This window comes from Micromonospora sp. NBC_01739 (assembly GCF_035920385.1).
Taxonomy (GTDB): Bacteria; Actinomycetota; Actinomycetes; order Mycobacteriales; family Micromonosporaceae; genus Micromonospora.
On record NZ_CP109151.1, the window covers coordinates 5,728,451 to 5,750,296 of the forward strand.

At 70.8% G+C, this 21,846-nt stretch carries 22 protein-coding genes and 2 pseudogenes; 13 read left to right on the forward strand and 11 right to left on the reverse strand.

Going from position 1 to position 21,846, the window contains the following annotated elements; all coding sequences use genetic code 11:
• Window positions 1–56: 56 nt before the first annotated feature.
• The 11 genes and pseudogenes from alr to OIE53_RS26080 all read left to right on the forward strand — a co-directional run bounded on the left by alr (window position 57) and on the right by OIE53_RS26080 (window position 8,269).
• Window positions 57–1,175, forward strand: coding sequence for an alanine racemase (alr, locus tag OIE53_RS26030; protein ID WP_327024079.1), 1,119 nt, complete (start codon window positions 57–59; stop codon window positions 1,173–1,175).
• Complete coding sequence (locus tag OIE53_RS26035; RefSeq protein ID WP_327024080.1) at window positions 1,172–2,278, forward strand: alpha/beta fold hydrolase; 1,107 nt, start codon at window positions 1,172–1,174, stop codon at window positions 2,276–2,278. Before alr ends, OIE53_RS26035 begins: the two co-directional genes overlap by 4 nt.
• Window positions 2,269–2,754 (forward strand): tRNA (adenosine(37)-N6)-threonylcarbamoyltransferase complex ATPase subunit type 1 TsaE, encoded by a 486-nt coding sequence (tsaE, locus tag OIE53_RS26040; protein ID WP_327027421.1) that lies wholly within the window; start codon window positions 2,269–2,271, stop codon window positions 2,752–2,754. The genes OIE53_RS26035 and tsaE overlap by 10 nt, the downstream gene beginning before the upstream one ends.
• A gap of 83 nt (window positions 2,755–2,837) precedes the next feature.
• Window positions 2,838–3,539, forward strand: coding sequence for a uracil-DNA glycosylase (ung, locus tag OIE53_RS26045; RefSeq protein ID WP_327024081.1), 702 nt, complete (start codon window positions 2,838–2,840; stop codon window positions 3,537–3,539).
• 158 nt (window positions 3,540–3,697) lie between these two features.
• Complete coding sequence (locus OIE53_RS26050) at window positions 3,698–4,048, forward strand: hypothetical protein (protein WP_327024082.1); 351 nt, start codon at window positions 3,698–3,700, stop codon at window positions 4,046–4,048.
• 45 nt (window positions 4,049–4,093) lie between these two features.
• Window positions 4,094–4,186: pseudogene (locus OIE53_RS26055) on the forward strand (uracil-DNA glycosylase); the annotation flags it as partial.
• A gap of 317 nt (window positions 4,187–4,503) precedes the next feature.
• The gene (locus tag OIE53_RS26060; protein WP_327024083.1) at window positions 4,504–5,667 is read left to right on the forward strand and encodes a glycoside hydrolase family 11 protein; all 1,164 of its coding nucleotides are present in this window, start codon (window positions 4,504–4,506) and stop codon (window positions 5,665–5,667) included.
• Between the two features lie 151 nt (window positions 5,668–5,818).
• Window positions 5,819–6,496, forward strand: a complete 678-nt coding sequence (gene tsaB, locus OIE53_RS26065) for a tRNA (adenosine(37)-N6)-threonylcarbamoyltransferase complex dimerization subunit type 1 TsaB (RefSeq protein WP_327024084.1) — start codon at window positions 5,819–5,821, stop codon at window positions 6,494–6,496.
• The gene (rimI, locus tag OIE53_RS26070) at window positions 6,493–6,960 is read left to right on the forward strand and encodes a ribosomal protein S18-alanine N-acetyltransferase (RefSeq protein WP_327024085.1); all 468 of its coding nucleotides are present in this window, start codon (window positions 6,493–6,495) and stop codon (window positions 6,958–6,960) included. The genes tsaB and rimI overlap by 4 nt, the downstream gene beginning before the upstream one ends.
• On the forward strand, window positions 6,953–7,999 hold the full coding sequence (gene tsaD, locus OIE53_RS26075; protein ID WP_327024086.1) for a tRNA (adenosine(37)-N6)-threonylcarbamoyltransferase complex transferase subunit TsaD: 1,047 nt from the start codon (window positions 6,953–6,955) through the stop codon (window positions 7,997–7,999). Before rimI ends, tsaD begins: the two co-directional genes overlap by 8 nt.
• A 15-nt stretch (window positions 8,000–8,014) precedes the next feature.
• The gene (locus OIE53_RS26080) at window positions 8,015–8,269 is read left to right on the forward strand and encodes a hypothetical protein (protein WP_327024087.1); all 255 of its coding nucleotides are present in this window, start codon (window positions 8,015–8,017) and stop codon (window positions 8,267–8,269) included.
• Between the two features lie 4 nt (window positions 8,270–8,273).
• Here OIE53_RS26080 and OIE53_RS26085 read toward each other — a convergent pair whose 3' ends face one another.
• The 10 genes and pseudogenes from OIE53_RS26085 to OIE53_RS26130 all read right to left on the reverse strand — a co-directional run bounded on the left by OIE53_RS26085 (window position 8,274) and on the right by OIE53_RS26130 (window position 18,783).
• A complete protein-coding gene (locus OIE53_RS26085) occupies window positions 8,274–9,923 on the reverse strand; it encodes a copper resistance CopC/CopD family protein (protein WP_327024088.1) in 1,650 nt (549 codons plus the stop codon).
• 10 nt (window positions 9,924–9,933) lie between these two features.
• Complete coding sequence (locus OIE53_RS26090) at window positions 9,934–10,671, reverse strand: DUF4142 domain-containing protein (protein WP_327024089.1); 738 nt, start codon at window positions 10,669–10,671, stop codon at window positions 9,934–9,936.
• A 149-nt stretch (window positions 10,672–10,820) separates the two neighbouring features.
• On the reverse strand, window positions 10,821–12,002 hold the full coding sequence (locus OIE53_RS26095) for an ROK family transcriptional regulator (RefSeq protein WP_327024090.1): 1,182 nt from the start codon (window positions 12,000–12,002) through the stop codon (window positions 10,821–10,823).
• A 28-nt stretch (window positions 12,003–12,030) separates the two neighbouring features.
• Window positions 12,031–13,290 (reverse strand): sugar ABC transporter permease, encoded by a 1,260-nt coding sequence (locus OIE53_RS26100; RefSeq protein WP_327024091.1) that lies wholly within the window; start codon window positions 13,288–13,290, stop codon window positions 12,031–12,033.
• Window positions 13,287–14,105 carry an ATP-binding cassette domain-containing protein gene (locus OIE53_RS26105; RefSeq protein ID WP_327024092.1) on the reverse strand — a complete coding sequence of 273 codons (819 nt, stop codon included), beginning with the start codon at window positions 14,103–14,105 and terminating at the stop codon, window positions 13,287–13,289. Before OIE53_RS26105 ends, OIE53_RS26100 begins: the two co-directional genes overlap by 4 nt.
• A 99-nt stretch (window positions 14,106–14,204) precedes the next feature.
• A complete protein-coding gene (locus OIE53_RS26110) occupies window positions 14,205–15,302 on the reverse strand; it encodes a sugar ABC transporter substrate-binding protein (protein ID WP_327024093.1) in 1,098 nt (365 codons plus the stop codon).
• Window positions 15,303–15,752: 450 nt separating this feature from the next.
• On the reverse strand, window positions 15,753–16,232 hold the full coding sequence (ybaK, locus tag OIE53_RS26115) for a Cys-tRNA(Pro) deacylase (protein WP_327024094.1): 480 nt from the start codon (window positions 16,230–16,232) through the stop codon (window positions 15,753–15,755).
• 143 nt (window positions 16,233–16,375) lie between these two features.
• Window positions 16,376–17,632: pseudogene (locus tag OIE53_RS26120) on the reverse strand (THUMP-like domain-containing protein); the annotation flags it as partial.
• Window positions 17,633–17,788: 156 nt separating this feature from the next.
• The gene (locus tag OIE53_RS26125; RefSeq protein ID WP_327024096.1) at window positions 17,789–17,992 is read right to left on the reverse strand and encodes a DUF397 domain-containing protein; all 204 of its coding nucleotides are present in this window, start codon (window positions 17,990–17,992) and stop codon (window positions 17,789–17,791) included.
• Window positions 17,983–18,783: a helix-turn-helix domain-containing protein gene (locus tag OIE53_RS26130; RefSeq protein ID WP_327024097.1), complete on the reverse strand. Its 801-nt coding sequence runs from the start codon at window positions 18,781–18,783 to the stop codon at window positions 17,983–17,985. Before OIE53_RS26130 ends, OIE53_RS26125 begins: the two co-directional genes overlap by 10 nt.
• A 357-nt stretch (window positions 18,784–19,140) precedes the next feature.
• Here OIE53_RS26130 and groES point away from each other — a divergent pair, with 357 nt between their 5' ends.
• Together groES and groL are read left to right on the forward strand one after the other, a co-directional pair.
• Window positions 19,141–19,455, forward strand: a complete 315-nt coding sequence (gene groES, locus OIE53_RS26135) for a co-chaperone GroES (protein WP_193386273.1) — start codon at window positions 19,141–19,143, stop codon at window positions 19,453–19,455.
• Window positions 19,456–19,525: 70 nt separating this feature from the next.
• Window positions 19,526–21,169, forward strand: coding sequence for a chaperonin GroEL (gene groL / locus OIE53_RS26140; RefSeq protein WP_327024098.1), 1,644 nt, complete (start codon window positions 19,526–19,528; stop codon window positions 21,167–21,169).
• Between the two features lie 224 nt (window positions 21,170–21,393).
• On the opposite strand, the gene OIE53_RS26145 is transcribed toward groL, so the two are convergent.
• Window positions 21,394–21,777 (reverse strand): WhiB family transcriptional regulator, encoded by a 384-nt coding sequence (locus OIE53_RS26145; protein WP_327024099.1) that lies wholly within the window; start codon window positions 21,775–21,777, stop codon window positions 21,394–21,396.
• Between the last annotated feature and the right edge of the window lie 69 nt (window positions 21,778–21,846).

The window sequence follows — 21,846 nt, forward strand, 5'->3', positions numbered from 1 at the left end:
CGCCGGACCTGTCCGGTGCGCAGCGCGCTGATCAGGGTGGAAAGTAGGGTGGGGGCATGTGGCAGGCCGAGGTGCGCGTGGATCTGGACGCGATCCGGGAGAACGTGAGTCGGCTGCGTGCCGGCACCAGCGCCGAACTGATGGCGGTGGTGAAGGCCGACGGCTACGGCCACGGGATGCTTCCGGTTGCGCACGCCGCCCTCGAAGCGGGGGCCTCCTGGCTCGGGGTCTGCACCCTGGACGAGGCGCTGGCCCTGCGCGCGGCCGGCATCGAGGCCCCGGTCCTGGCCTGGCTGCTGGTGCCGGGTTTACCCCTGCACACCGGCATAGCGGCCGAGGTGGATCTGGGGGTGGCGAGTCTGCCGCAACTGGAGGAGATGACTGAGGCGAGTCGACAGGCGCAACGGCCCGCCCGGGTGCACCTGAAGATCGACACCGGGTTGTCCCGGGGTGGGGCGATCCTCGACGACTGGCCGGCCCTGCTGGACGCCGCCGCCAAGGCCCAGGCCGACGGTCTGGTCGAGGTGGTCGGGGTGTGGAGCCACTTCGTGTACGCGGACTCACCCGGTCATCCGACCACGGACCGGCAGTTGGCGGTCTTCCACGAGGGGCTGGCCATGGTCGAGCGGGCCGGACTGCGTCCCCGCTACCGCCACCTGGCCAACTCGGCGGCCACCCTGACCCGGCCGGACACCCACTTCGACCTGGTCCGCCCGGGGCTGGCGGTGTACGGGCTCTCCCCGGTGGCCGGGGAGAGCCACGGGCTGCGTCCGGCGATGACCGCCCGGGCCCGGGTGATGCTGACCAAGCGGGTCCCGGCCGGCACCGGGGTCTCCTACGGCCACACGTACACCACCGGCAGCGACGCGAACCTGGCGGTGGTGCCCCTGGGGTACGCCGACGGGGTGCCCCGGCACGCCTCCAACACCGGCCCGGTGCAGCTCGGTGGACGCCGCCGGACCATCTCCGGGCGGGTCTGCATGGACCAGTTCGTCCTGGACTGCGGCGACGACCCGGTGGCCGCCGGTGACGTGGCCACCCTCTTCGGCAGCGGTGCCGAGGGGGAACCCACCGCGGACGACTGGGCCGAGGCGGTCGGCACCATCAACTACGAGATCGTCACCCGCTTCGGCAGCACCCGGGTTCCCCGGGTCTACGACGGGGTGACCACATGAGCAACCGTTTCCACATCCCCAGGCCACGCACGGCGGCGGGCCGGGCCGCAGGTCTGGTGGGTGCGGCCCTCGGGGTGGCCGCCGCGGCGACCGCGGTCGGGGTCGCCACCGAGCGGGCCCTGGTCCGTCGACTGAAGGCCGACCCCGCCGACCGGTACGCCGACGAGGTCTTCGGCCGGCAGCGGTACGACGAGGCGTACCGGCTGGAGATGCCGGACGGTACGGACATCCATGTCGAGGTGGTCGAGCCGACCCGCCCGGTCGAGGGCAACCCGACCGTGGTGCTGGTGCACGGTTTCTGCCTGGACATGGGCACCTTCCATTTCCAACGCAAGCTGCTCGCCGAGCGGGGCGAGCACCGCATCGTCGCGTACGACCAGCCCGGTCACGGCCGTTCGGGTCGGCTGGAGAGCGGGGAGTACGACCTGGACGCCCTCGGCCACACCCTGCGCCGGGTCATCGACGAGGTGGCGGCCGAGGGGCCGCTGGTGCTGGTCGGCCACTCGATGGGCGGGATGACCATCATGGCGCTGGCCGAGCTGTATCCGGAGATGTTCGGCGACCGGGTGGTGGGCACCGTGCTGATGGCCACCTCGGGCGGGTTACTGGCGGAGACGAAGCTGGTGGCCCCGGCCCTGCTGGGACGGGTGAGCAGCCCGGTGCTGTACATGGCCGGCAATGTCACCCGGTATGGCGGGTCGGTGATCGACCGGGCCCGCCGGTCGACCACGAATGTGGCCTGGCTGCTGACCCGCAAGTACGGCTTCGGTACGGACAACCCCAGTCCGGCGCTGGTGTCGTACGTGGAGCAGATGAACTCGCGTACCTCAGCGGACACGGTGACCCGCTACCTGCGGACGATCGCCACCCACTCGCGGTTTCCGGCGCTGGCGGCGCTGGAGGGTACTCCGGTGCTGGTGATCGTCGGGGACAAGGACATGATCACACCCGTGAATCATTCCGAGGAGATCGTCCGGCGGCTGCCGCACGCCGAGTTCGTCAAGATCCACGACAGTGGGCATGTGGTGATGCTGGAGCACGCCGACGAGGTGAACGAGGCCCTGCTGGGGTTCCTCGGCAACTACGGGCCGGGATCCGCGTGACCCGGTTCGTCCTGCCGACGGCCGCCGACACCCACGCCTTCGGTCGGCGGCTGGCCGGGTTGCTGCGTACCGGCGATCTGGTGCTGCTCTCCGGTCCGTTGGGTGCCGGCAAGACCGCCCTGACCCAGGGGATCGGGGCCGGCCTGGGGGTGCTCGGTGACATCACCTCGCCGACCTTCGTGATCGCCCGGGTGCACCGGCCCGATCCGGAGGCGGGGCGGGGGGTGGCCCTGGTGCACGCCGACGCGTACCGGCTCGGCGACGCTACCGATCCCCGGGCCGAGATCGACGACCTGGACCTGGACGCCTCCGTCGACGAGTCGGTGACCGTGGTCGAGTGGGGGGAGGGGCTGGTCGAGCAGTTGACCGACGCGCACCTGTGGGTCCGGCTGGACCGGCGCGACGACGACACCCGGGTAGCGGAACTGGTGCCGGTCGGTGGCGACTGGGCGCGGCGGCTGACCGCCCTGGACTGACTCTCGGCCCGGCCACCGGCAGCGCCGTCGTACCGTGCGCCTACAGTGCCGGGGACCGACCTAGCCGCGCGGAAAGGCCGCCGATGCCCGACGATCTCACCCCCCTGGACCTGCCCGCACTGCTGCCGGAGGCCTGGCGGGAGGTGCTGACCCCGCACCTCGACCCGGCCCGCACGGCCGCGCTGGGCGAGTTCGTCGCCAAGGAGTACGCCACCGGCACGGTCTTCCCGCCGGTGGAGGACCTGTTCTCCGCCTACCGGCTGTGCGCCCCGGCGGACTGCCGGGTGCTGATCCTGGGCCAGGACCCCTACCACCGGGTGGGTCAGGCGCACGGGCTGAGCTTCAGCGTGCGTGAGGGGGTGTCCGTGCCGCCGTCGCTGCGCAACGTCTTCAAGGAGTTGGGCGAGGACCTGGGGGTGCCCAAGCCGCGCAGCGGCAACCTGGACGGCTGGGCCGCGCAGGGCGTGCTGCTGCTCAATTCGGTGTTGACGGTGCGGCAGGGTGCCCCGGGCTCGCACGCGAACCGGGGTTGGGAGGAGTTCACCGACGCCACCATCCATGCCCTCGACGCGCTGGAGTCCCGGGTGGTCTTCCTGCTCTGGGGCGGTTACGCGCGTAAGAAGGCGGCGCTGGTCAGCAACCCGCAGCACGTGGTGCTGGAGGCGGGGCATCCGAGCCCGATGAACCCGCGTGGCTTCCTCGGCAGCCGGCCGTTCAGCGCCGCCAACAAGGCGCTCGCCGACGCCGGCCTGCCCACCATCGTCTGGGAGCGTACGGCCGGCTAGGCGTGCAGTCCGGCTGCACGTTCGTTCCTCCCGATGTCGGCAGTGTTCTTGACGTGTTGACAGTCCGTGCTCGGACAGTCGACCATGCAACTAGTTGGTGATGATCGATCAATGTGACTCGTCACCGACCTGCCACCACCCGCATCAAGGAGGACTGCATGCGCCCGTCGAAGCCTGTCCGGACCGTCCTGCTCGCCACCATCAGTGCCGCCGCGATCGCGGTGACCGGAGCCCCCGCGGCTGCGGCCGAATCCCGCAGCTGCACCTACGTCGACGGCACCCTGTGCCTGCACGAGTCCAAGTGGTTCAACGGCGCCACGGTCGAGTACCCGGCACCCTTCGGCACCGACTGCGTGAACAGCTCGATGGGCTTCCTGGGCTGGCTGAACCTCACCGACTACTCGCTGCGGGTGTACGAGGGCGCCAACTGCACCGGGATCAGCTACTACGTGCCGAGCGGTGACCTGCACAACGTGCAGGCTCCGCTGAGCAGCTTCAAGGTCGTCTGACCTCGGCGCGCCCACGACCGACGGCGCCGTGTTCCGTGCGAACACGGCGCCGTCGGCAGTCGGCCGTTCAGCGCCGCCACCAAGGCGCTCGCCGATGCCGGCCTGCCCACAATCGACTGGGAGCGGTCGGCCGGCTGAGCCGTGTGCTCCTGCCTCCAGACTGCCCGCACCTAGCAGGTGGCGGCATCCGCCTGGTAGTTCCGGAAGTGCCGGTCGGACGACATTTCTTGACTGGCGTCGATATTTGGATAACGATATCGAAGACATAGATGCTGGCTAACTTGCTCAGTCTGGAGGTCAGTGGCGACGGCAAGTAGCAGTGGAGCACCCACACAACCGACAGTCCGGAAATTCTTACCGCCAAGGCGCAGCATCGACGCGCGGTGACCGTCCCTGGAGCACACGCACCCCGTCGATTACGCCACGCCGCCTCTCGCAAGGAGAAGCACGCCACCATGAACGAAGTCCCCACTCACCGTAAGAGCCGCCGACGCGGCCGCATCAGGATGCTGGCTGCCGCCGCATTCGCCGCAGTGTTGGCCACCACCGGCACCATCGCGATCTCGGCCAGCCCCGCCCACGCCGAGGCCGACCGGCAGGTCTGCTCGAACACGGAAGGCACCCACAACGGGTTCTTCTTCTCGTTCTGGAAGGACAGCGGCGACGCCTGCATGGTGTTGCGTGAGAACGGCCGCTACTCCAGCTCGTGGAACAGGAGCACCAACAACTGGGTCGGCGGCAAGGGCTGGAACCCCGGAACCCGCCGCACGATCACCTACTCGGGCAACTACAACCCGGGCAACAACAACACCTACCTCGCCCTGTACGGCTGGACCCGCAACCCGCTGGTCGAGTACTACATCGTCGAGAACTTCGGCAGCTACAACCCGAGCAGCGGCGCCACCCGGCTCGGCAGCATCACCACCGACGGCGGCACGTACGACATCCTCCGCAGCCAGCGGGTCAACGCCCCGTCGATCGACGGCACCCAGACGTTCTACCAGTACTGGAGCGTCCGGCAGCAGAAGCGCAGCAGTGGCACCATCACCACCGCCAACCACTTCGACGCCTGGGCCCGCGTCGGCCTGAACCTGGGCAACCACTACTACCAGATCATGGCCACCGAGGGTTACCAGAGCCAGGGAAGCTCCGACATCACCCTGTCGGAAGGCGGTAACTCCGACCCCGGCAACCCGGGCAACCCGGGCAACCCGACCACCCCGCCGCCCAGTGGCGGCAGCGGCCAGATGATCGTCGGTCAGCAGTCCGGCCGGTGCCTGGACGTGCCGAACTCGAGCACCAGCAACGGCACCCAGATCCAGTTGTATGACTGCTGGGGTGGCGCGAACCAGCGGTTCACCCACACCTCGAGCCGGCAGCTGACGGTGAACGGCAAGTGCCTGGACGCCGCGAATCAGGGCACCAGCAACGGTACGCGGGTGACCATCTACGACTGCCACGGCGGCGCGAACCAGCAGTGGAACATCAACTCCAACGGCACGATCACCGGAGTGCAGTCAGGGCTGTGCCTCGACGCCGGTGGCAGCGGTAACGGGGCGCTTCTCCAGCTGTACAGCTGCTGGGGTGGAGCCAACCAGCAGTGGAGCCGCCGCAACTGATCCGTCGCAACTGATCCGTCGCCCCCGGGGCCAGGCGCTGACGCGCCTGGCCCCGTACCTCCTTGGTGCGGTGCGTGCGAGCGCTACGACCCGACGGCGATGGCGGGCGGGCGTCCAAGGGCCGGAGACGATGCGGCTAGGCTGGGTCATTGTGCTCGTACTGGTGGTGGACAGCTCGACCCCGGCGGTGACGGCGGCGCTGGTAGAGGTCACCGCCGACGGCGTCACGACCCGGGCGCACCGGTGCACGGTCGATGCCCGGGCGCACGGCGAACTGCTGGCCCCACAGGTGGACGGGGTGCTCGCCGACCTCGGTGCCCGCCCGGCCGACCTGGGTGCGATCGTCGCCGGGCTCGGCCCCGGCCCGTTCACCGGGCTGCGGGTGGGGCTGGTCACCGCAGCCACCATGGCCCAGGTGCTCGACATCCCGGCGTACGGAGTCTGCTCCCTGGACGCCATCGGTCACCCGGCGGCGGCCGGGGAACCGGTGCTGGCGGCGAGCGACGCGCGCCGCCGGGAGATCTACTGGGCGATCTACGACGGGGCCGGTCAACGGCTGGTCGGGCCGGAGGTCTCCGCGCCCGGGGTCGCCGCCCAACGGGCCCGCGACCTGGCTGTGACGGTCGCGGTCGGCGACGGCGCGCACCGCTACGCCGACCAGCTCGGGCTGCCCCTGCGGGCCGAGCCGCGCTACCCGGAGGCGAACGCCCTGGCCACCCTGGCCGCCGAGCGGATCCGGGCCGGGGCCCCCGGGGACCCGTTGACCCCGCTGTACCTGCGTCGGCCGGACGCCGTGGCGGCGACCGCCCGCAAGTCGGTCCTGCCGTGACCGAGGTACGGCTGGACCGGTTCCGCTGGTGGCACATCGAGCAGGTACTCCCCATCGAGGCGGACCTCTTCGGCGCCGAACAGTGGTCCGCCGCGATGTTCTGGAACGAACTGGCCAACGGGCACCACTACCGGGTCGCCACGGACGAGCAGGGTGGGGTGCTCGGCTACGCCGGGCTGGCCGTGGCCCCGCCGGACGAGGCCTGGGTGCAGAACATCGCGGTACGCCGGGAGGCCCAGCGGCGGGGGATCGGGCGACTGCTGCTGGAGGAGTTGCTGGCCGAGGCGGGACGACGCGGCCTGCGGTCCGTGCTCCTGGAGGTCGCCGCGGACAACGCGCCGGCCCAGCGGCTCTACGCCACCTACGGCTTCGAACCGATCGGGGTACGCCGTGGCTACTACCAACCGAGCAACACGGACGCACTGGTGATGCAGCGGATCGAGGAGGCGAGACCCCATGGCTGATGAACCGTTGATCCTCGGCATCGAGACCTCGTGCGACGAGACCGGGGTCGGCATCGTACGCGGACACACCCTGCTGGCGGACGCCCTGGCCTCCAGCGTCGACCAGCACGCCCGCTTCGGTGGGGTGGTGCCGGAGGTGGCCAGCCGGGCCCACCTGGAGGCCATCGTGCCGACCATGCAGCGGGCCCTGACCTCCGCGGGGGTGACCCTGGCCGACATCGACGCGATCGCGGTGACCTCCGGCCCCGGCCTGGCCGGTGCCCTGCTGGTCGGGGTGGCCGCCGCCAAGGGTTACGCGGTGGCCGCCGAGAAGCCGGTGTACGGGGTCAACCACCTGGCCGCCCACGTGGCCGTGGACACCCTGGAGCACGGTCCGCTGCCCGAACCGGCGGTGGCGCTGCTGGTCTCCGGGGGGCACTCCTCCCTGCTGATGGTCGACGACCTGGCCCGGGGGGTGACCCCCCTGGGTGCCACCATCGACGACGCGGCCGGTGAGGCCTTCGACAAGATCGCCCGACTGCTCGGGCTGCCCTTCCCCGGTGGTCCGTACATCGACCGGGAGGCCCGCTCGGGTGACCCGGCGGCCATCGCCTTTCCGCGCGGGCTGACCGCCGCCAAGGATCTGGCCAACCATCGCTACGACTTCTCCTTCTCCGGGCTGAAGACCGCGGTGGCCCGCTGGGTGGAGGCCCGACAGCGAGCCGGTGAAGCCGTTCCGGTCGCCGATGTCGCCGCCTCCTTCCAGGAGGCGGTCTGTGACGTGCTGGTGGCCAAGGCGTTGGACGCCTGCCGCAGCAACGGCATCGAGACCCTGGTGATCGGTGGGGGAGTGGCGGCCAACTCGCGGCTGCGGGCGATGGCCGAGCAGCGTGCGGCCCGCCACGGCATCCGGGTACGGGTGCCCCGACCGGGGTTGTGCACCGACAATGGCGCGATGGTGGCCGCGCTCGGCTCCCACCTGGTCGCCGCCGGGGTCGCGCCGAGCCGACTGGATCTGCCGGCGGATTCGGCGATGCCGCTGACCACGGTCAGCGTCTAGAGGGAGGACGGCTACGTGATCGTACGGATGTGGGAGGTGCGGGCCGAGCCGTACGCGTTCGCCGATCTGATCACCTGGGTCTGCGACACGGCCCTGCCCGAGTTCGAGCACGATCCCCTGCACGTCTCCAGCGAGGTCTTCTCCTCCACGGATCACCGGGTGGTGGTGATCTCCAAGTGGCGGAGCAACCCTCGACCGATGCCCGAGCCCCCGGTGATGCTGCTGGCCCGGCCACCGCACTCCTGGGACTTCACCCAGGTCGACCGCTGAGCACTCAGCGGATGGTCACCGTGGTGGTGGCGGTGGAGCGGTCGATCTCGCTGGTCCGGGCGGCGATGCGCAGGGTCCAGTCCCCGGGCACCGGGAAGTGGATCTCGGCGCTGCCGTGGTGTGGTTCCAGCGCGAAGACCTCCACGGTGATCGGCTCGATGCCGGCCTCCGGCAGAGCGGCCGTGATCGTCCACTCGGCCACCGGCAACTCCCGCGCCTGCGGCGTGTAGACGTAGGCGTGCAGGCTGTTCGTGGTGCCGGCGGCGGCCGGGTAGATGTCGAACTGGAGGGTGAACAGGTTGGTGGTCACCGACTGGGCGACCCCCTCCCGGGTGACCCCGGCGGCGGCCGTACCGGCCGTGCGGCCCGGTGGGGTCTGCACCAGCAGGGCGGTCACGGCCAGGATCACCGCAGTCACCCCGAGTTCCACTCCGGCCGCCCGGGCTACCCGCCCGGGTTGGGCTGCGGCGGCCCGGCGGCGGATCAGTCGTCGCTGCCCGGCGGCCACCGCCAGCACCACGGCCAGCAGCCCGGCCTTGGCACCGAGCAGCCGCCCGTAGGTGCTGTCCAGCAGCGCCGAGGGCCGGCCCAGTTCGATCGCGGCCTGGACCAGCCCGGCGGTGAGGAACCAGGCCACCGCCAGGGTGGCCCACCGGGACCAGGCCGGCAGGATCCGGGCCAGGACCCGCTCGTGGGTGCCCGGCAGCAGGAACACCGTCAGGGTCAGCAGACCGCCCAGCCACACGGCGATCCCGATGAGGTGCACCGTGGTCAGCACGATGCTCACCGGCGGCACCGGTGCGGCCACCGGATGCCCGGCCAACGGCCAGGTGGCCAGGGCGGCCACCCCCACCACCGCCAGGGCACCCGGGCTACCCCGCCCCGCGGTGCCCCGGGTGACCGGCGGCAGCAGGGCCGCGGCCAGGCAGACCAACCCCAGGCGTACGGTCAGCACCAGCCCGATGTCGCTGTCCGCTACCGCCCGCAGGTCCGCCACGGACAGCCGTCCGACCGGTGCGCCGACCACCTGGGCGGCCTGCCCTACCCAGGTGCCCAGGGTGGCGACGGCAACCAGACCCAGCCCCACCAGGGCCGTGATCGTGGCGCGGCGGCGGGACCGTAGGGGCGGCCACATCGTCGCCGCCAGCAGGGGTGGGCCGACGGCCAGCAGCAGCCCCAGGTAGCCGAGGTACTTGGCCACCGGCACCAGGACCCCGGCCGGTGACCCGACCTCCTCCGGCAGGGGCGGGGTGGCCGAGGGGGCCCCGGCGGCGAAGGTGAAGCTGCCGGAGATCGGGTGGCTGTCCGCCGAGACCACCCGGTAGCTGACCAGGTAGGTGCCGAGCGGCCGGTCGGCCGCCCGCAGGGCGATCCGCATGGTGCGGTCGCGGACCTCCGGGTCACCTACGTTGATCCGCTTGCCGTCCGGGGCCAGCACCTGCACCCGGCCGGGCACCACGGCCACCGGTTCACTGAAGGTGACCAGCACCTCGCGTGGGGCGTAGCCGAGCACCTCGTCACGCTGCGGGGTGGTGGCGACCACGACGGCGTGCGCCGCCGCCGGACCGGCCGCCCCCAGGACCGCGCCCAGGGTGGCGCAGAAGGTGGCCAGGGCCAGCCCGAACAGGACCCCGGCCCGGGTACGGGTGGGCATCTGGTGGGAGTCAGTTACGGCGCAGCAGGCGGTAGCTGAGGAAGCCGCCGGTGCCGATCGCACCCAGGAAGATCACCCAGATCACGGTGTTGCTGATGCCGACCTGCGGACCGGTGTTGGCCGCGGCGGCGGCGATCAGCCCGTCGTTGCCGGGGGCGGGCAGGGCGGCCGGGGGCAGTTCGGCGTACCGGACCAGACCGGTGCTCTCCAGCATCAGCATGTGGTCGCCGACGAACTTGTTCGTGGCGTTGGCCAGGTCCCGGATGACCTCGTTGCGGGTACTGGCCCGGACCGCGCCGACCACCGGGAAGATCTTGCCGTGGGCGACCCGGAGGCGGGTGACGAAGATCTGGTCGAAGCGGGCCCCGGTGGCGTCCTTCATCTCCGTCAGCCACTGCTGCTGTTCGGCGGTCGGCTGGTTGGGGATGGTGGCGCCGAGCTTGTTCGCGGCCTCCACGGTCAGCCGGTCCAGTTCCTCGTGCTGACGGGCGATCTCCGCACCGATCTCCCGGACCACCCGGGACTGGCCCTTCTCGGCGGCCATCTGCCCGGCCGGCATCTCCCAGAGCCCGGCCAGCCGTACGCCGTCCAGCAGGGCCTGGTCGGCGGCGGCGAGTTGCTGACCGGCGGGCGCGGCCAAGGCCGCCCCGGGCAGCACGACGAGGGCCGCGGCGATCGTGGTGAGCAGCAGCGCCAACCGGGGGGACCGATTGCCCTGCCGGTGACGAGCGGAATCCAGCGATGCCATGTCTGCGGTGCCTCCTCGGTCGAGAACCGATCATCTGCCCGACGAGCGTCCGCACGCCGTTGGTCGCCCGTCCGCACACTGGTACGGATCGACCGGCCGATCAGTTCATCGTTCCCGGATCCACCTCATGGCGCTGCCGGCGTACCTGGTCAGCCGACGTCCAGGGGGTCGGCCAGCAGCCGGTCGAAGGCCAGTTCGGCGGCGCCGATCAGCGGGGCGTCCGCGCCGAGCAGGGGAGTGCGCAGGCGTACGTGCTCCAGGCAGGCGGGCAGCCCGTTGGAGTTCAGTCGACTGCGTACCTGAGCGGCGGCGGCCAGGTACAGGTCCCGCATGGTGCCACCGAAGATGACCATCTCCGGGTTGAAGATGTTGACCAGGTTGGCCACCCCGAAGCCGAGCCAGTCGCCGGCCTGGCGTACCGCCGTCTGGGCCCGGGCGTCGCCCCGGTCGGCGGCGTCGAAGACCGCCAGCAGGGCCTCCCGGCCCCGGGCGTCCGAGCGCCCGGCGGCCCGCAGCAGGCCGTGCTCACCGATCTCGGTCTCCCAGCAGCCCCGGTTGCCGCACTCGCAGCGGGCCCCGTCCCGGACCACCACCATGTGTCCGACCTCGCCGCCGTACCCGCCGTGCCCGGTCAGCCGCCTCCCCCCGGCGATGATTCCGGCCCCGACCCCCACGTCGCCGTAGAGGAAGATGACGTTGTCGCAGCCGGCCGCCGTGCCCCGGGCGTGCTCGGCGAAGGCGGCCACCTCGGCCACGTTGCCGACCGTCACCGGCACCTCCGCGCCGAGTTCGGCGCTGACCGCCGCCCCGATCGGCTCGTCCACCCACCCGGTGGCCGGCCCGAGCCGGACCAGGCCGTCGTGGCGACGCACCATGCCGCAGACCGCGATGCCGGCCCCGACGCAGACGGCGTCGGCCGGCAGGGCCTGCCGCATCTCCTTGACCGCCCCGGCCAGCAGGGGGGCGGCCTCTGCGGCGGTGAGACCCCGGGGCCGGTCCAGCTCCCGGCGGTCGAGCATCGCCCCGCCGAGGCCGACCCGGGCGGCCCGCAGCCGGTCCACCTCGATGCTGTACGCGTACGCGAAGATCCGTTCCGACTCGGGCCGGACGACAAGTGAGGGTCGTCCGGCCCGGCCGGTCTCCTTCGGCGCCCCCTCGGTCACCAGGCCGGCGGCGGCCAGGTCGGCGGTGAGCGCACCGATGGTGCTGCGGTTCAGTCCGAGCGCGTTGGTCAACTCGGCGCGGGTGGTCGCGCCGTGCAGATGCACGTAGCGCAGTAGCGCGCCGAGATTCTGCCGGCGGATCTCGTCCTGGCTGGGTCCTACGCGCATCTAATGGTTACTACTTTCGGTGGTGCGTTCAGCGGTTTCCGGTGGCCGAGGCTCGTCGTCGGGACAGCGCGTCGACACTGGCCGCGAGCAACAGCACCACGCCGGTGACCACGTACTTGACGCCGGAGCTGTAGCCCATCAGACCCATCCCATTGTCGATCACGGCCACGACGGCGCCACCGAGAACCGCGTCCAATACGCGGCCTTTGCCCCCGAACAAGCTTGTGCCGCCGATCACCGCCGCGCCCACGGCGTAGAGCAGCACGTTGCTGCCGCCGGTGTTCGGGTCCACGGAGTTGGCCCGGCTGGCCGCCACGATGCCACCGACCGCGGCCATGGTCGAGCAGATCATGAAGGCCGAGATGCGGATGCGGTCCACGTTGATGCCGGCCCGCCGGGCCGCCTCCCGGTTGCCGCCGACCGCGTAGATGTGCCGGCCGTAGCTGGTGCGCTGGAGCACGAAGGTCAGGACCACCAGCAGTACGGCGACGATCGGCACCACGATCGGCACCCCCTTGAGGGAGGTGATCAGCACGTTGAGGCTGCGCTCCAGGTTGAGCACGTAGACGGCGAAGCCCAGGACCAGGGCCAGGGCGGCGATGCGACCCAGCACCACCGGGAGCGGATCGTTGATCAGGTTCCGGGCGGCGCGACTGCGATAGCGGAGCAGTTGCACCACGGCGAATCCGGCTATCGCGATCGCGGCGAGGGTCCAGCCGAGCGCGACCGGCATGTTGCGGTTGACGATCGCCACCACCACCGGCTCGCGGACGGAGATGTTGCGGCCCTCCTTCATCAGCAGCAGCACCACCCCCTGGAAGGCGAGGAAGCCGGCGAGGGTGACCACGAAGGAGGGGATGCCCACCTTGGCGACCAGGAAGCCCAGGGTGGTGCCGATGACCATGCCGGTGAGCAGGGCGGCGAGCACCGCGACGTACCACGGGTAGCCCAGGACGGTGATCAGGTTGGCCAGCACGGCCGCGCAGACCCCGCTGGCGAAGCCGGCCGACAGGTCGATCTCGCCGAGCAGCAGGACGAAGACCAGACCCATCGCGATCAGGGTGACCGCCGCGCCCTGGGTGAACAGGTTGGCGAAGTTGCCGGCGGTGAGGAACGACGGCCGCATGATCGAGAAGATCGTGCAGAGGACGAGCAGACCGGCGACCGCAGGCAGGGCGCCGATGTCTCCGCCGCGTACCCGCTGCCAGTAGTCGCGGAGGTGGCTGCCGATGGTGGGTGCCGGTGCGACGGCGGCGGGGCCCACCTTCGTGACGGCGGTGATGCTCATGAGACGCCTCCAGTGGTGCTGTCGGCCGGCGCCGCGCCGTTGCCGTTGACGCCCGGGTCGGCGGCGAGTCCCAGCTCGCCGGAGCGGCCGGCGGTGATCAGCTCGACCACCTGGGCGTGGGTGATGTCGGTGGTCCTCACCTGGGCGACCATCTGGCCGAGGTAGAGCGCGGCGATGCGGTCGGAGACGGCGAAGACGTCGTTCATGTTGTGCGAGATGAGGACGACGGCCAGGCCGTTGTCGGCCAGCCGGCGAACGAGTTCGAGGACCTGGGCGGTCTGCGCGACGCCGAGGGCGGCGGTCGGCTCGTCCAGGATCACCAGCTTGCTGTTCCAGAGCACCGCCTTGGCGATCGCCACGGTCTGGCGCTGACCACCGGAGAGGCTGGAGACGTGCTGGCGCAGGGACTTGACGGTGCGTACGGAGAGCCCGGCCAGGGTCTCCGCGGCCATCTGCTCCATCGTCGGCTCGTCCAGCACGATGCCGTTGCGCTTCTCCCGCCCGAGGAACATGTTCTGCACGATGTCGAGGTTGTCGCAGAGCGCCAGATCCTGATAGACGACCTCGATGCCGAGCGCGGCGGCGTCCCGCGGACTGTTGATGGTCACCGGTTGACCGTCGAAGACGAACTCGCCGGCATCGGTGGAGTAGATGCCGCTGATGCACTTGACCAGGGTCGACTTGCCGGCACCGTTGTCACCGACGAGGGCGGTGACCTCGCCCGGGTAGGCGGCGAAGGCGACGTCACGCAGCACCTGGACGGGACCGAAGCTCTTGTCGATCCCGCGTAGCTCCAGCAGTGGGGTCGCGGACACGGGGTTCTCCTTATTCCACGGAGGCGATCGGGGCCCGTCCAGCGACGCCGCCCGGTACGGGATTGCCGTACCGGGCGGCGTCGCTTCGGCGGGGACGGGTCAGCTGATGCCCGCGTCGGTGCAGAGCTTGGCGTAGTCGCCGGTGCAGATCTGTTCCTTGGTCACGTAGCCGTCGGCGATGACGTCCTTGACGTTCTCCTTGTAGATCGCCGCCGGGGTGAGCAGGACGGCGGGCACGTCACGGTTGCCCTCCGGGTCCCGGACCGTCTGGCCGGTCTCCTTGCGCTCGCCCTTGGCCAGCGCGATGGCCAGCTCGGCGGCGGCGTCCGCCTCCTTCTTGACCGCCTTGTAGACCGTCATGCACTGGTCACCGGCGAGGATGTTCTGCAACGCCTGCGGGTCGGCGTCCTGCCCGGTGACCGGGACCTTGCCGTTGAGGTTGTTCTTCTTCAGCACGGAGATGGCGGCGTTGCCGAGGCCGTCGTTCGCGGAGAGGACCCCGTCGATCTTGCCGCCGGTCTTGGTGAGCTGCTGCTCGAAGATGGTCGCGGCCTGGGTGTTGTCCCAGTCCGGCACGGAGTCGTCGGCGGCCTTGGTGTACTCGCCGGAGTCGAACTTCGGCTTGAGGACCGAGTCGTAGCCCTCCTTGAACAGGGTGGCGTTGTTGTCGGTCGGCGAGCCGTTGAGGTAGGCGATCGCCGGCTTCTCGACCTTCGCGTCGGTGAGGCACTTGACCAGGCCCTCGCCCTGCAGCTTGCCGACCGCCACGTTGTCGAAGCTGACGTAGTACTCCGCCGAGCCGCCGAGGGTCAGGCGGTCGTAGTCGATGGTGGCGACACCCTGCGACTTGGCCTTGTCCAGGACGGCCTTACCGGTGCCGGAGTCCAGGTTGACGATCATCAGCACGGTGACGCCGTTGGTGATCATCTGGTCGGCGATGGTCTGGAAGGCGTTCTTGTCGCCCTGGGCGTTCTGGATGTCCGACTGGACACCGGCCGCGTCGAACGCCTCCTTGAGGAACTTGCGGTCCGCGCTCTCCCAGCGGACCGAGGAGCTGCTGTCCGGCAGGATCACGCCGATCTTCGGGGTCTTGCCGGAGCCGCCACCGGCCTGGTCGCCGGAGTCGTCGCCGCAGGCCGTCAGGCTGCCGAGGGCGAGCACGCCCACGGCGCCGACGGCGAGGAAGCCCTTGCGCATCTGCAGGGTCCTTTCGAGAGTGGGAAGGGTGTCGGTGTGTTGATGACGTTCTTTTGTTGTGCCCGGCAACGTATTGCGCCCCGCGCGTCGACACAAGGGCGCGGCGGGGGCTAGTTTGTTGTCGGCAGTAACAATTCGGCAACGTCGAAGACACCTCCCTGCCGCGCCGGTGTCCGGGGTGATCACTCCGGCGGTGCCCGGGTGATCGACACCGTTTCGGCGAAGTGGGGGTAACCGACCGGCAGGGATACCGCCGTTGCGGCGTAACGGCGGCGAGCCTCGGCCGATGGCGAGCCTCGGCCGATGGCGAGCCTCGGCCGATGGCGAGCCTCAGCCCGGTGGCGGGCTGACTCAGCGGGCCCCAGCTAGCGCCGGGCCTCGGGCGGTGGCGGGCTCGGCCTGGTGGCGGGCTCGGCTAGGTGAAAGGCTTCGGCCGGTGGGGGGTGGGCCTCAGGCGGTGGCGAGGGCGGCGGTGTGGGCGCTGGTGAGGGCGACCAGATCGGTCGGGGCCAGCTCCACCTGAAGACCGCGTCGACCAGCCGAGACGTACACCGTGTCGTGCTCCAGGGCGGAGGCGTCGAGCACCGTGGGTAGCCGCTTCCGTTGCCCCAGCGGGCTGATGCCGCCACGTACGTACCCGGTGGCGCGTTCGGCCGCCCCGCGATCGGCGAGGGTGGCCCGCTTGCCGCCGACTGCCGCGGCCAGGGCCTTGAGGTCCAGCTCCCCGGTGACCGGCACGATCGCCACGGTCAGCGCGCCGTCCACCTCGGTCACCAGGGTCTTGAAGACCCGGCCGGGTGCCACCCCGAGGGCGGCGGCGACCAGGGCACCGTAGTTCGGCGACTCCGCCGGGACCTCGTACGGATGGGTGCGATGGGCGATGCCGCGCTTGGCCAGCAACACCGTCGCCGGCGTACCCCGTCCCGTCATGTGCGCCAACCTAACCCCGACCCGCAGTCCGGGATCTCCCGGGTGGCCCTGCCAGCCTCGACCCGGTGGTCAGGCTTCCCGGTCGCCCTTGCCCAGCCCGGAACCTGGCCGGTCTGGCCCCTGCCCGAGCGGAGGACTCAGGGGACCGGCTGGCAGACCAGCACGGTCGGGGCGCCGGCCACCCGGGTCAGTACCAGGCTGGCCGGTTGGTCGCCGGTCAGGCGCAGGTCGTGCCGGAGGCGTTCCGGGTCCAGGGCGGAGCCGCGCTTGAGGATCTCCACCCGGCCGACCCGGCGCTCCCGCAGCAGGGCCCGCAGGCGCTTGAGCGAGAACGGCAGCATCTCGGTCACCTCCAGACACCGGGCGTACGGCGTAGGGGTCGGCGTGTCGGCGTAGAGGTAGGCGATGCTCGGGTCGGCCAGGGTGGCATCCAGTTCGGCGGCCAGTTCGGCGATCAGGTGGGCGCGTACCACCGCCGGGTCGGGGTCGTACACGAACCGGCCCACCGCCCCGACCGGCGCCTCCTCCCGACCGGACCCGACAAGTTCGTGCACCATGCTCCCCTCGACCTGGGGAGCGCCGTCGGTCTGGTGATAAGAAGGGGCCCTTTTAGTACCGGAGGCGTTAAGAAGGGGCCCTTCCTTCACGACGGTGGCGCGGCGGGGGGATTGGGCCAGCGGGCCGCACCAGAGGGCGGCTTCGACCAGGTCGCCGCCGACACTCACCCACTCGGCCTCGGCACCGGCGGGGATGAGGGCATGATCGAGACCGGGGGCCACCTTCACCACCGTGTACGGCACCCGTTCGGCGAGCCCGGTGACGAAGTCCCAGGGCGGCGAGTACGCCTTGGGGTCGAAGATCCGGCGTCCGGTACCGGCTCGACGGCGGGCCGGATCGCAGAACACCCCCGCGACCCGGGTCACCTCGAAGGCGGTAGCGTCGCCGCACTCGACCGTGAACAGCTCGGCCAGCCCGGTGGCCTGCGCGTTCGCCTCGGCCAGGGCGGCGGTCAGCGGGTCGGCCTCCACCCCGTACACCCGGATGCCGGCACGGGCGGCGGCGAGGGCGTCGGCTCCCAGCCCGCAGCCCAGGTCGGCGAGGCTGGTCACCCCGGCCTCGCGCAACCGGTGCGCGCGGCGTTGCGCGACCACCCCCCGGGTGGCCTGCTCCAGGCCGGGCCGGGTGAAGAACATGCCGCCGGCCGCCGCACCGAACTTGCCCGCTGCCCGGCGGCGGAGTTCCGCCTGGGTCAGGGCTGCCGCCGCCAGCCCAGCCGGAATCCCGGCCGAGCGCAGCGCCGCCGCCGCAGCCAGGGGATCGCCCCCGGCCACCTCGGTCGCCGCCGCGAGGGCGGCCGACCCCTCGGGGGTACGCAGGGCGGCAAGCTGCTCCAGATCCACCCGCCCATTGTCCCGACCCACCGATCGCCCCCACCCAACCGGCCCGGCCCGGCTCGGCTTGATCAACTCCGTTTCGCCGCGATGGCGGTATCCGGGTGCGAGGGATACCGCCATTTCGGCGTAACGGAGTCGATCACACTCCCGGGACGGGGCCGATCACGTCCTGGGCGGCCGGGTGGGGTGGTGGGAGGTGATGAAGGCGCGCCAACTGGTGGGGGTGAAGGCGAGCACCGGGCCGGTCGGGTCCTTGCTGTCGCGTACGGCGACCAGGTCGGGCAGGTTGTCGGCGACCTCGACACAGGCACCGCCGTTGCTGTTGCTGCGGGAGGATTTGCGCCAAGCGGCACGGCTCAGGTCCATGACTTCGCCACTTCCTCGATCAGGCGGGCGGACTGCCGGTGCGGCAGCGCCTCACCGGCCACAGTCTCCCAACCCCGTCCGAGGCTGGCAAGGTCGTTCGGGCTGTCCACGGTGTTTCCCCGGAGTTGGTCGTCCAGATGCGCCACCTCGGTGCCGTCGGCGAGCCGGGCGAGCACGAAGGGGCCGTTCAATCCGATGTACCAGGGAGTCGCGGCCGGAATGATCCGCACCTGGACAAATGGCCGGTCGGCAAGGGTGCGCAGGTGCTCACATTGCTCGACCATCGTCGCCCGGTCGCCGACCTGTCGGCGCAGCGCCAGCTCGTCCAGGATCGCGACGAACTGCGGCGGCTCGTCGCGAGCGAGCACCTCCTGTCGGGCCATCCGGGCCAGCACCCGCTTCTCGACCTGCTCGTCGGTCAGCGGCGGCCCGGCCCGCAGCATCGCTCGGGCGTACGCCTCGGTCTGGAGCAGGCCCGGCACCACGGCCGGGTCGTACCAGCGCAGCGAGACCGCCTCCCGTTCGATCTCACCCCACGGCCGGAACCAGTCCGGCTCGGCGTGCAGGCGGATCAACTCCAGCATCCCGACGAAGAGGCCACCGGTCTCCAGCACCTTGTCGAACCGGGCCAGGTAGTCCGCGCTGAGCTGGTTCTGCCCGGTCTCGATCGCGCTGATCGAGGAGGGCGCGTAATTGATCAACTTGCTCAGGTCCTCCTGGCTGAGCCCGCGGGTCTTGCGGGCCCGGCGCAACTGGTCCCGGAGAAACCCCAGGGTCGGTACGTCGGCCATGCCGTCTCCCTCCGTGATGTGGTCGTGCCGCACCGTAGGGAATCGGATGGTCGGACGGAAGACAGGACGGGCATGTTGCGGTAACCCCTGGCGAAGGAGTGGAGAACAGGTGGCGGGGGTGGCGAAAAGATGGCGACACGAGGGGTGGTCGCTGGCACTCTCCTTGACGGAGTGCTAGCCGAGGCATAACCTGCGATTAGCACTCTCACCCTGAGGGTGCCAACACTCGGGCCTGGTGTCCGGGTGTTGAACGCCAGGCGGACCGGCACCCGCGACGACGGCCCCGCCCGGTGGCATGTGGCAGATTGACGCTGGTCGGCATGCCGACCGGTAACGAAACCAGTACCCCAGGAGGGTATGCCCGTGACTACCGCGACCAAGGTTGCGATCAAGCCGCTCGAGGACCGGATCCTGGTCCAGGCGAACGAGGCTGAGACCACCACTGCGTCGGGCATCGTGATTCCCGACACCGCCAAGGAGAAGCCGCAGGAGGGCACCGTCCTCGCTGTCGGCCCGGGTCGTTTCGACGACGACGGCGACCGGATCCCGATGGACGTCAAGGTCGGCGACACCGTCCTCTACTCGAAGTACGGCGGCACCGAGGTCAAGTACGCCGGCGAGGAGTACCTGGTGCTCTCCGCCCGCGACGTCCTCGCGATCATCGAGAAGTAAGCAACCGATCAGTGTCGTTGCCCCGGACCGGCTCGCCGGGCCGGGGCAACGTCGCTTCGAAGGGACATACATGGCGAAGATCCTGAGCTTCTCGGATGACGCCCGGCACCAGCTGGAGCACGGTGTCAACGCGCTCGCCAACGCGGTGAAGGTCACCCTCGGGCCGCGCGGGCGCAACGTCGTCCTGGACAAGAAATTCGGTGCGCCGACGATCACCAACGATGGTGTGACCATCGCCAAGGAGATCGAGCTCACCAACCCCTACGAGAACCTCGGTGCGCAGCTGGTCAAGGAGGTGGCGACCAAGACCAACGACGTCGCCGGCGACGGGACCACCACCGCCACCGTGCTGGCCCAGGCGATGGTCCGTGAGGGCCTGCGCAACGTGACCGCGGGTGCCAACCCGGCCGGTCTCAAGCGGGGCATCGACGCCGCCGCGGCCAAGGTCTCCGAGGCCCTGCTCGGCAAGGCCGTGGAGGTCTCCGACAAGAAGTCCGTCGCCCACGTCGCGACGATCTCGGCCCAGGACGCCACCATCGGCGAGCTGATCGCCGAGGCGATGGAGAGGGTCGGCCGGGACGGTGTGATCACCGTCGAGGAGGGCTCCGCCCTGCACACCGAGCTGGAGGTCACCGAGGGACTCCAGTTCGACAAGGGCTTCATCTCGCCGAACTTCGTCACCGACGCGGAGGCGCAGGAGTCCGTCCTGGAGGACGCGTACATCCTGATCACCACGCAGAAGATCTCGGCGATCGAGGAGCTGCTGCCGCTGCTGGAGAAGGTCCTCCAGAACAACAAGCCGCTGCTGATCATCGCCGAGGACGTCGAGGGTCAGGCGCTGTCCACCCTGGTGGTCAACTCGATCCGCAAGACCCTCAAGGTCTGCGCGGTCAAGGCCCCCGGCTTCGGTGACCGCCGCAAGGCGATGCTCCAGGACATGGCGATCCTCACCGGCGCCGAGCTGGTCGCCCCCGAGCTGGGCTACAAGCTCGACCAGGTCGGCCTGGAGGTGCTCGGCACCGCCCGGCGCATCGTGGTCGACAAGGAGAACACCACCGTCGTCGACGGTGGCGGGCAGGCCAGCGAGGTCGCCGACCGGGTCGCCCAGATCCGCAAGGAGATCGAGGCTTCGGACTCCGACTGGGACCGGGAGAAGCTGGCCGAGCGGCTGGCCAAGCTCTCCGGCGGCATCGCCGTGGTCAAGGTCGGCGCGGCCACCGAGGTCGAGATGAAGGAGCGCAAGCACCGCATCGAGGACGCCATCGCCGCGACCAAGGCCGCGGTCGAGGAGGGTACGGTGCCCGGTGGTGGCGCCGCCCTGGCCCAGATCCTGCCGGTGCTCGACGACGACCTCGGCTTCACCGGTGACGAGAAGGTCGGCGTGTCGATCGTGCGCAAGGCGCTGGTCGAGCCGCTGCGCTGGATCGCGCAGAACGCCGGGCACGACGGGTACGTCGTGGTGCAGAAGGTCACCGAGGGCAAGTGGGGCCACGGCCTCGACGCCGCCATCGGCGACTACGTGGACCTGACCGCCTCCGGCATCATCGACCCGGTCAAGGTGACCCGCAACGCGGTCACCAACGCCGCCTCGATCGCCGGCCTGCTGCTGACCACGGAGAGCCTCGTGGTCGAGAAGCCCAAGGAGCCGGAGGCCGCCGCCGCGGGTCACGGCCATGGGCACGGCCACAGCCACCAGCACGGTCCGGGCTTCTGAGCCGTCCACGAAACGGTACGGCGGGTGCGCCGCTCCCCCGGAGCACCCGCCGTACCGCGTGACGCCCGTACTGCGGGGGCCTTCGCCTTCCGCGACGCCCGTACCGAGCGGGTGATCTCATCGAACCCCGCCCAGACCAGTTCGGGCGCGGGGAGATCCATGGTGCTGCAAACACGCTGCCGCGCCCCTGGACAGGGGCGCGGCAGCGGTGGCTATGGGGTGGATCAGGCGACGTTGCGTTGGGTGGGGAGGGTGGACCGGTGGCTGCTGCCCAGCCGGGCCTCCAGCCGGGCCACGTCCACCCGGGTCTGTCGGCGGTCGGCGAGATCCTCCCAGCCGACCGCGAGCAGCCGCAGCCGCTCGGATTCGCTGAAGCCGCCCCACACCCCGTACGGCTCCCGCACGGTCAGGGCGTGCGCGGCGCACTCGGCCCGTACCGGGCAGGCGCGGCAGACGGCCTTGGCGCCCGACTCCCGGCGCAGCCGCGACGAGCCCCGCTCGCCGTCGGGGTGGAAGAACTGCGCACTGTCCCGGCCACGGCAGGCGCCCAGCCGTTGCCAGTCCCACAGGTCGACGATGGGTCCGGGAAGTCTACGTACGTTCGACATCAGCACCCCTCCTCTCGCGCGGCACCGCGAGATGCTTGTTGGCCGGCTTGTCCGGGTGGCGGGCCGCGC

What these genes read in the sequence shown, in the direction of transcription:
- OIE53_RS26060 (WP_327024083.1), top strand. Translation starts at nt 4,504, where the DNA reads ATGAACGAAGTCCCCACTCACCGTAAGAGCCGCCGACGCGGCCGCATC.
- groL (WP_327024098.1), top strand. Translation starts at nt 19,526, where the DNA reads ATGGCGAAGATCCTGAGCTTCTCGGATGACGCCCGGCACCAGCTGGAG.
- OIE53_RS26110 (WP_327024093.1), bottom strand. Translation starts at nt 15,302, where the DNA reads ATGCGCAAGGGCTTCCTCGCCGTCGGCGCCGTGGGCGTGCTCGCCCTC.
- OIE53_RS26130 (WP_327024097.1), bottom strand. Translation starts at nt 18,783, where the DNA reads ATGGCCGACGTACCGACCCTGGGGTTTCTCCGGGACCAGTTGCGCCGG.
- ybaK (WP_327024094.1), bottom strand. Translation starts at nt 16,232, where the DNA reads ATGACGGGACGGGGTACGCCGGCGACGGTGTTGCTGGCCAAGCGCGGC.
- OIE53_RS26050 (WP_327024082.1), top strand. Translation starts at nt 3,698, where the DNA reads ATGCGCCCGTCGAAGCCTGTCCGGACCGTCCTGCTCGCCACCATCAGT.
- OIE53_RS26095 (WP_327024090.1), bottom strand. Translation starts at nt 12,002, where the DNA reads ATGCGCGTAGGACCCAGCCAGGACGAGATCCGCCGGCAGAATCTCGGC.
- OIE53_RS26035 (WP_327024080.1), top strand. Translation starts at nt 1,172, where the DNA reads ATGAGCAACCGTTTCCACATCCCCAGGCCACGCACGGCGGCGGGCCGG.
- groES (WP_193386273.1), top strand. Translation starts at nt 19,141, where the DNA reads ATGCCCGTGACTACCGCGACCAAGGTTGCGATCAAGCCGCTCGAGGAC.
- OIE53_RS26085 (WP_327024088.1), bottom strand. Translation starts at nt 9,923, where the DNA reads ATGCCCACCCGTACCCGGGCCGGGGTCCTGTTCGGGCTGGCCCTGGCC.
- alr (WP_327024079.1), top strand. Translation starts at nt 57, where the DNA reads ATGTGGCAGGCCGAGGTGCGCGTGGATCTGGACGCGATCCGGGAGAAC.
- OIE53_RS26100 (WP_327024091.1), bottom strand. Translation starts at nt 13,290, where the DNA reads ATGAGCATCACCGCCGTCACGAAGGTGGGCCCCGCCGCCGTCGCACCG.
- OIE53_RS26125 (WP_327024096.1), bottom strand. Translation starts at nt 17,992, where the DNA reads ATGGACCTGAGCCGTGCCGCTTGGCGCAAATCCTCCCGCAGCAACAGC.
- OIE53_RS26145 (WP_327024099.1), bottom strand. Translation starts at nt 21,777, where the DNA reads ATGTCGAACGTACGTAGACTTCCCGGACCCATCGTCGACCTGTGGGAC.
- OIE53_RS26090 (WP_327024089.1), bottom strand. Translation starts at nt 10,671, where the DNA reads ATGGCATCGCTGGATTCCGCTCGTCACCGGCAGGGCAATCGGTCCCCC.
- tsaD (WP_327024086.1), top strand. Translation starts at nt 6,953, where the DNA reads ATGGCTGATGAACCGTTGATCCTCGGCATCGAGACCTCGTGCGACGAG.
- ung (WP_327024081.1), top strand. Translation starts at nt 2,838, where the DNA reads ATGCCCGACGATCTCACCCCCCTGGACCTGCCCGCACTGCTGCCGGAG.